Raw genomic sequence first — 8,425 nt, forward strand, 5'->3', positions numbered from 1 at the left:
CCAAGGCTGTCCCTTTTGCACCATGTTGGTGCAAAGTAACCTGTCCCCCTTGCACCAGCTATTTGCCGGCGGCGCGCAGGGCTACGTAGGCGGCACCGATGATGCCGGCGTCGTTTCCGAGCGAAGCGACCTTAATGGGCGTCTCGCGCGAGGCGGAAAGCGCGTACTGCTTAAAGTGCTCGCGAACCTTGTCGAGGTAGACATCGGCCGAGGCGGAGGCGCCGCCGCCGATGAGGAACATCTCGGGATCAACCACGTTGGCAATAAGCGCCAGTGCGCGGCCGAGATAGTCGGCCATGGTATCGGCCGCGGCCAGCGCGAGCTTGTCGGCCTCGCGGCAGGCCTGGAACACGTCCTTGGAATCGGAGGGGCCGGTCAGCTCGATGGGCTCGACGCCCGCCTTCTTGCACTCGGCAAGGTAGTTACTCACCACGCCGGTGGCGCTGGAATACTGCTCCAGATGGCCATGGCCGCCACAGCCGCAGGTGCGCTCCTCTTCGGGGTTCAGGCACATGTGGCCAATCTCGCCGCCGGCACCCACAACGCCCGATACCACGTCGCCGTTAACGATAACGCCACCGCCCACGCCGGTACCGATGGTGACCATCACCACGTTCTGTACGCCCTTGGCAGAGCCGAGCCAGGCCTCGCCCATGGCAGCGGCGTTGGCATCGTTTTCGTACTTAACGACCGCGTCGGGGCAGTGCTCCTGAATGGCGACTCTTAGCTCGGGCAGGTTAATGGCAATGTTGGCCTTGACCTTGGCATCGCCCGATGCCGGGATGGGGCACGGAACGGCCAGACCAATGCCCGCCACAAAGGCACGCGGAATCTGGGCCTTGGCGACCACCTGGTCGATAGCTTCGGTCACCGCGGCAAAGCCCGCGGCGTCAACGATGGGAGGCGTGGGCACGCTGGCCTTGGCCAGCAGGTTGCCGTCCTCGTCGAACAGGCCCTCCTTAACCGAAGTGCCGCCGACGTCAATGCCGATGTAGTACTGCTTAGGTTCCATGGGAGCCCGCCTTTCTCGTTTAAACATTGCCTGTATGGTACCGCTCCCCAGGCAAAAACCTGCCAAAAAGGGACAGGTTTGTTTTGGCGGGTTTTATCTGGGGAAACTCAAAGCATGAGATTCGGTTCGCTGGGCGGCAAAACAGCCCAGCCCCGTCCTCGAGCCAATCAATTTGCTCAATACCACATTATTCGAGTGCATATTCATTTAGAGCGCTCTAGTTTTTAAAGAGAAGCGTTTTTTAATTAAACCTTTCTCGAACTTTTCAAAAACGCAATAGGGATGCTTAGGTGTTGACTATACTTTCTTCTGTACTCAATCAAGCCGGAAAGGAGGTTCCATGATTCCCAAATACGAGGCGATAGCTGCAGATATCCGTCGAAGCATCGAGGACGGCTCCCTTAAGCCGGGCGACAAGTTACCCACCGTCGTTGAGTTCTGCGAGCTCTATAGCGTTTCCAAAATCACCGTCAAACGAGCTATCGAGCAGATCACCGAGGAGGGCCTTGTCACCAGCCGGCGCGGGTCGGGCACCTACGTTAAGGACACGGCGGGTCTCCCCGACCAGGCATTTTTCCAGGGCAAAAATGACCGCGCCCAGGGTTTTTCGTATGAGCACCGCGGGGAGAAGGTGACCTCGGTGGTCTACGATTTCTCGATTGTCAATCCACCAGCGGACGTCGCAACTCAGCTGGGAATTGCCGAGGACGACTTTGCCTATCACATCGTGCGCGTGCGCCAGGTCGACGAGAAGCCCATCGTTATCGAGTACACCTACATGCCCCTCGAGCTGATTCCGGGCCTTAAAAAGAAAGACCTGTATGGATCGGTCTACAGCTTCATCCGCAAGCAATGCGGGCTGAAGATTTCGAGCTTCCACCGCACCATTCGCGCCGTAGCGGCAACCGAGGAAGAGGCTGAGCGCCTGGACACCAAACCCGGCTCTCCCCTGCTCGAGCTCAACCAGATTGGCTTTTTGGATAGCGGCACCGCCTTTGAGCATTCGATCTCGCGCAACGTTGGTGACCGCTTTGAGCTGCACAACGTAACGTTGGCATAGGTTTTTGTAGTCATGCGGGCGCACGTTATGGCTCGTTTAGAGTGGGCGACCGCACAACACCATGGGGGTATGAACATGTCCGATTTGATTAAACTGACGCCGATCTTTCACGAGAAGATCTGGGGCGGCCGCCAGCTCGAAACCGTATTTGGTTATGACATTCCCGAGGGTCCCATCGGTGAGTGCTGGGCCATCTCGGCACACCCCAACGGCGACTGCCAGATCGCTGAGGGCCCGTACGCCGGTCACACGCTGTCATGGCTGTGGGCCGAGCACCGCGAGCTCTTTGGCAACTGCGAGGGCAAGGAGTTCCCGCTGCTCATTAAGATTCTGGACGCCAAGGACGACCTTTCGATCCAAATCCATCCCAACGACGAGTACGCCGCCGAGCACGAGAACGGTAGCTTGGGCAAAACCGAGTGCTGGTATGTGCTGGACTGCGAGCCCGGCTCCACGATCATCGTCGGGCAGCGCGCCAAGGATCGTGCCGAGGCCGCACAGATGATCGAAGACGGCCGCTGGGACGACATGCTCAACGTGCTGCCGATTCACAAGGGTGACTTTTTCCAGATTGATTCCGGTACCGTGCACGCCATCAAGACCGGCACGCTCATTTTAGAGACGCAGCAATCGAGCGACGTGACGTATCGCCTGTACGACTACGACCGCCCCGGCACCGACGGCAAGCTGCGCCCGCTGCACATTGAGCAGAGCCTCGATTGCATCGACTTTAACGCGCAGGCTCCGACCGACGGCACGGTGACCGCGCCCGAGGTCGATGGCGTGACCGAGCTCGAGTCCAACCCCTGCTACACCGTCGATCGCGTGCGCGTCGACGGCAGCAAGACCCTCGACCAGCGCTGGCCCTTCATGTGTCTGTCGGTCATCGACGGCGAAGGCACCGTCTGCGGCGACCCCGTCCACAAGGGAAGCCACCTGCTAGCTCCGAGCACCGTCAGCTCCATTGACCTCGAAGGCAAGATGGAACTGATCATCAGCCACCTCTAGGTCGCAACAACAACCAAAACGAAACAAGGGGCTCCCCCGTTCATCAACGGAGGAGCCCCTACTCGTATCTATTTATCTATTTATCAGCCCACCCTGCTCTCCAGACCAAAAAGCGAACGAGCAAAGCGACGTTCGTCCAGCAACGTTACCCAAGGACCTGGGCGGGCGTATAGGGCAACATCGATCGCGAGTTCCGCACGCAAAGGAGGCCACTTAATGTGCTCTCCGTCTTGCGCAGGACTGCCCGAGCAGGCGACCAAAGCCCCCCGGCGCGCCCGCCTAGCCGGATGTACGGGTTTTCCAGGTGCGGCAGATCGGCCTGAAAGAGGAGGGCATAGACCTTGAGGTCATGCCCGACGATTGAAGGCCGAGGTGCCGTGCCTGGGAAAGCCGCCTAGGTCAGTTTCACTATAGGCGCAAAGCCCTTCATGAGCTTTTTGGTCTGGCCGGTCTTTTCGAATTGAACCTCGATCATGTCTCCGGCGACCGAGATCACGGTACCGGTGCCAAAGGTCTTGTGGCTCACGGTATCGCCCGCGGCAAAGTCCTGCGACGCGCTGGCGCGATCGACCTTGCGCTCCACCGTCGGCGACACCTTGGACGACGGCTTTTTAGCTCGCGGCGCGCCCGAACCAAAGGTCGAGGCAACACGGCCGGCGTCGGGCGAAACCCCGCGATGGCGCTCGGTGCCATAGGTGCTGCCACCAAAGAAATCGTCGAAGCTCGATCCGCCGCGCGAACCGGAACCGCCGGTCGAGCGCGTATGCGAACCGAACACCTTGCCGCCATACATATCCGAGCCCATGCCCGAGCCAAAGGTGCCGTGACGGTCGCCGCGCTTCTCCCAGCCCGTGCCCTCAAAACCGGCAGAACCGATACCGCTAAACTCGATATCCTCAAACGGAATCTCGTTGAGGAAGCGAGAGCGCGGGTTGGCAGAGGTCGAGCCGTAGGTGCGACGCGTGGCCGCATAGGTCAGGAACAGGCGCTTACGGGCACGCGTGATGGCAACGTAGGCCAGGCGACGCTCCTCCTCGAGCTTGCCCGGGTCATCGCTGCCGCCAAAGTCGTGCACGTGCGGGAAGATACCCTCCTCCATGCCGGCCACGAACACCGCCGGGAACTCCAGGCCCTTGGCGGAGTGGATGGTCATCATGGTAATGGCATGCGTCTCGCCGGCCAGGGAATCCAGGTCGGAGCGCAGGGCCAGCCACTCCATGAGTGCCGGCAGTGCCTTACAGGTGAGCGGACCGTAGGTGCGCTCGATCTCGTCGGCATGCACGGCGCCCGCCGGTAGCTCTGTTGGCACGGCATACGCGTTGCCCGCGATGGCGGCGGCCAGGGCATCCTGCGGCGAGAGCGCCGGGGCGGCTAGGCTATCGAGCGGATTGGAGCCCGCGGCGTCACGAGCGCCGACAAGTGCCTCAAACGAGGATGCCGGAGCGGACGGCCCCGGCTCGGACGCGGGCGCACTCACCACGACGGACTCGGACTCGGCGACGGACGGCACGTCGGCAACACCGGCCGCGCGCAGCTCTTCTAGACTCTCGAGCGTACCCTCGATATCCTCGTGCGTCTCCTCAAATTCGGCGGCGACGCCCAGGAATTCCTGGATGTTCTCGGCGCGGCTCTCGGACTCCATGGTGCCCTCGGCGCGAAACGCCTGCAGCAGGCCCGTCTTATCGACAATCATCTCGACGACGTCCTTGAGCTCGCCGTCCATGCGGCGGCCCTCGCGCACCAGCGCCACAAAACTCGACAGGCCGTTGCGCACCTTGGCACTAAACATGCCCGTCTCGGCTGTTGCGATCTCGCAGGCCTGGAAGAACGAGCAGCGGTTGTCGCGCGCCAGCTGCTCGATCTTTTGGATCGAGGTGGAGCCGATGCCGCGGCGCGGCGTGTTGATGACGCGCTTGACGCTCATCTCGTCGGCCGGGTTCACGATCATCTTGAGATAGGCCATGACGTCGCGAATCTCGGCGCGGTCGAAGAATCGCGTGCCGCCGACGATCTTGTAGGGCACGCCCGCGCGCAGGAACATATCTTCGAGGATACGCGACTGGGCGTTGGTGCGGTAGAACACGGCGATATCGTCGTAGCTCGTACCCTTGGCATGCAGCTTTTCGATCTCGCCGGCAATCCAGCGACCTTCGTCGCGCTCGTCGCTTGCCTGGAAAGCCTGAATCTTCTCGCCATCGCCCTCGGCCGTAAACAGGCGCTTGTCCTTGCGCTGCGAGTTGTGGCGAACAACGGCATTGGCGGCGCTCAGGATGTGACCCGTGGAGCGATAGTTCTGCTCCAACTTGACGGTCTTGCAGTTTTTAAAGTCCTGCTCAAAGTCCAGGATGTTGGTGATGTCGGCGCCACGCCAGCTATAAATGGACTGGTCGTCGTCGCCCACGACCATGAGGTTTTGGTACTTGGCGGCCAGCAGGTTGGCGATTTCGTACTGGACGTGGTTGGTGTCCTGATATTCGTCGACGCTAATGTAGCGGAAGCGCTCTTGGTACTTGTCGAGCACCTCGGGGCGGGTGCGCAGTAGCTCGAGCGTGCGCACGAGCAGGTCGTCGAAGTCCATCGCGTTGGCGGCGCGCAGGCGGCGCTCCAGCTCCAGGTAGACTTGCGCGGCCTTTTTGTCGTTGGGGCTATCGGCGCTCTTGAGCATGTCCTCGGGCCCGATCATGGCGTTTTTAGCAGAGCTGATCTTGCTGCGGATCATGTTGATGGGGAACTGCTTTTGCTCGATGCCGAGCGCCTGCATAATGTCGCGCACCATGCGCTTTGAGTCGTCGTCATCGTAGATGGTGAACTGGCCGGTATAGCCCAGCAGGTCGGCGTCCTCGCGCAGCATGCGCACGCACATGGCATGGAAGGTGCACACCCACATGCCACGGGTGCCGCTTGGGATGAGTGCCGCCAGACGCTCGCGCATCTCGGCCGCAGCCTTGTTGGTAAACGTGATGGCAAGAACCTGCCAAGGCTTAACACCCAGGTCGCCGAGCATATGTGCGATGCGGAAGGTCAAGACGCGGGTCTTGCCCGAGCCGGCGCCGGCGAGCACCAGCAACGGGCCCTCGGTGGACAGGACCGCCTCGCGCTGGGCGGGATTAAGGCTGTCGATGTCGACGAGCGGCTTGGCGGGCTTGGGCGCCGGCGCGGGAGCGTCGTAGATGTCGAGCGGAACGAGCTCCGGCGCAGCGGGGGCGGTGCATGCATCGAGTGGCACGGGTTCCGGCGCGGGCGGCACGGGCGCGGCAGTGTTCTTTTCCCAGGGCAGGGGCTGGGTCATGGGCGACTCCTCATCTGACGGACGGCGCGCCTGCGGGCAGCGCCATAGTTTGAGCCGTACCAGTATACCGAGCCGCGCGGACACCGACGCAAATCACACCACGACTCCGTGCGCCACCATCGGACCCACCCCATCGCCCAAAAAAGAGGGCAGCATAGACCTTTTGGTCATGCCACCCTCTTTGAATGACAAGCTGTCGCTCTGGCCGCCGCGCAGCGTCGACTAAGTTAGAGGCCGAGCATGGGCTCCAGAACGAAGAAGTATGCGAGCACTACGATGCCCAGGATGATGCGGTAAACACCGAAGCACTTAAAGTCGTGACGGCGGACGAAGCCCATGAGCCACTTGATGGCGATGAGCGAAACCACAAAGGCAACAACGCAGCCCACGCCCAAGATGGCGATCTCGTTGGTGCCGAACGTGCCGCCCTTGATGAAGTACTTGACCAGCTTGAGCGCACTCGCGCCAAACATGACAGGGATGGCCAGGAAGAACGTGAACTTAGACGCCACCGAGCGCGTGCAGCCCAAAAGCAGGCCGCCGATGATGGTAGAACCGGAGCGAGACGTACCAGGCACCAGCGAAAGCACCTGGAAGCAGCCGATACCCAGCGCAGTCTTCCAGCTGAGGTCCTCGAGCGTGGCGATGGAACCAAAGTCCAGATTCTCGTCATCGTCCTCATCCTCAGCGGTAACCGTGGGGGGCGCCGCAAAGTGCGCACCGGCGGGACGTCCACCCGACACCACAGCACGCGAACCAAACGAACCGGCAACGGCCATTTCCTCGCGCTTGCTCGCGCGCCAGTTCTCGATCACGATAAACAGCACGCCGTACACAATGAGCGCCAGCGCCACGACGGGAGCGTTGTAGAAATGCTCCTCCATCCAGTCGTTGAGCGGCAGGCCGATCGCCGCCGCAGGAATGCAACCGAGCACAATCTTGCCCCACAGCACCCAGGTGTCGCGACGGCCCTCCTTGCCCTTGCTGGGCGAGAACGGGTTGAGCTCGTGGAAAAACAGCACGCAGACGGCCAGAATGGCGCCGAGCTGAATCACGACCAGGAACATATTCCAGAACGTCTCGCTCACGTTCATCTTGACGAACTCGTCCACCAAGATCATGTGGCCCGTCGACGAAACGGGCAGCCATTCGGTGATGCCCTCGACCAGGCCCATGAAGGCAGATTTTAGAAGCTCGATAATATCCAAAGGGACCCCCTCGTTAGACACCCGCCGGTAGATGTTCTGCGGACGATGCGGGCGATGTCCCATTATCAACCGTTGGCGGTGCGACCGCGCCTACCCTTACCAAAAAACTCGCCCGTTCACAGAATTGCGAGCAGTTAAACCGAAATCCTTGGGTATAACTGCAACAAGATAAAGTGTCCGGCGGTCAACGCACCCGCGCCCGCCCGACGCACGAGCCCCGCGCCCGTGCGATAGACCAAGGAGGAAACCATGAACGAGGGTTACACCAAGGTATTTGTTTCACTCGACGGTACTGAGCAGCAGGATTTTGTGCTCGCACGCGCCATCAAGGTCGCCGCGAACAACGGCGCCAAGCTGATTATCGGCCACGTTATCGATTCCACGGCGCTCGAGAGCGCCGGCTCCTATCCGGTCGATTTGGTCAACGGTCTGGAGGAGGCCTTTAAGAACTCCATCGAAAAGCAGCTCGAAGAGGCCAAGGCCAATCCCGATATTCCCGAGGTCGAGGTTATGATACGTGCCGGTCGTATTCGCGAGACGCTCAAAGACGAGATGCTCGACGTGGTCAAGCCCGACCTGGTGCTCTGCGGCGCTCGCGGCCTGTCCTCGATCAAGTATGCGCTTCTGGGTTCGATTTCGACGTTCCTGCTGCGCAATACCGACTGCGACATTTTGGTCGTAAAGTAGCGTTGCTCCCACCGGCCGCGGGGCCTGCGGGGTTTCCACGGGCACGTCCTCGCCGCGTTGCGGCTGCGGGATGTGCCCTTAGGAAACCCCTCCCGGCCTCGCGGCCTTCGCAGCCTTACTTCAGCGAGTTGGCTGATAAAAGATGGCGTGCCGCCCCGTTT

Annotated in this window: 6 protein-coding genes; 3 read left to right on the forward strand and 3 right to left on the reverse strand. The window is 61.0% G+C overall.

The window, feature by feature from the left end:
* Positions 1–58 precede the first annotated feature (58 nt).
* Entirely contained in the window at positions 59–1,012 is a 954-nt protein-coding gene (locus DXD56_RS04995; RefSeq protein WP_233524936.1) for an ROK family protein, read from the reverse strand.
* A gap of 340 nt (positions 1,013–1,352) precedes the next feature.
* Here DXD56_RS04995 and DXD56_RS05000 point away from each other — a divergent pair, with 340 nt between their 5' ends.
* Positions 1,353–2,072, forward strand: coding sequence for a GntR family transcriptional regulator (locus DXD56_RS05000; protein WP_117640386.1), 720 nt, complete (start codon positions 1,353–1,355; stop codon positions 2,070–2,072).
* Between the two features lie 75 nt (positions 2,073–2,147).
* Complete coding sequence (gene manA, locus DXD56_RS05005; protein ID WP_370446006.1) at positions 2,148–3,080, forward strand: mannose-6-phosphate isomerase, class I; 933 nt, start codon at positions 2,148–2,150, stop codon at positions 3,078–3,080.
* A 394-nt stretch (positions 3,081–3,474) separates the two neighbouring features.
* On the opposite strand, the gene DXD56_RS05010 is transcribed toward manA, so the two are convergent.
* Entirely contained in the window at positions 3,475–6,369 is a 2,895-nt protein-coding gene (locus DXD56_RS05010) for an ATP-dependent helicase (RefSeq protein ID WP_117640388.1), read from the reverse strand.
* Between the two features lie 227 nt (positions 6,370–6,596).
* Positions 6,597–7,577 (reverse strand): undecaprenyl-diphosphate phosphatase, encoded by a 981-nt coding sequence (locus DXD56_RS05015; protein WP_117640389.1) that lies wholly within the window; start codon positions 7,575–7,577, stop codon positions 6,597–6,599.
* Between the two features lie 249 nt (positions 7,578–7,826).
* On the opposite strand from DXD56_RS05015, the gene DXD56_RS05020 reads away from it, so the two are divergent.
* Positions 7,827–8,264, forward strand: a complete 438-nt coding sequence (locus tag DXD56_RS05020) for a universal stress protein (protein WP_117583590.1) — start codon at positions 7,827–7,829, stop codon at positions 8,262–8,264.
* Positions 8,265–8,425: the final 161 nt, after the last annotated feature.

This window comes from Collinsella sp. TM06-3 (assembly GCF_003436395.1).
In the GTDB taxonomy this organism is placed as follows: Bacteria; Actinomycetota; Coriobacteriia; order Coriobacteriales; family Coriobacteriaceae; genus Collinsella.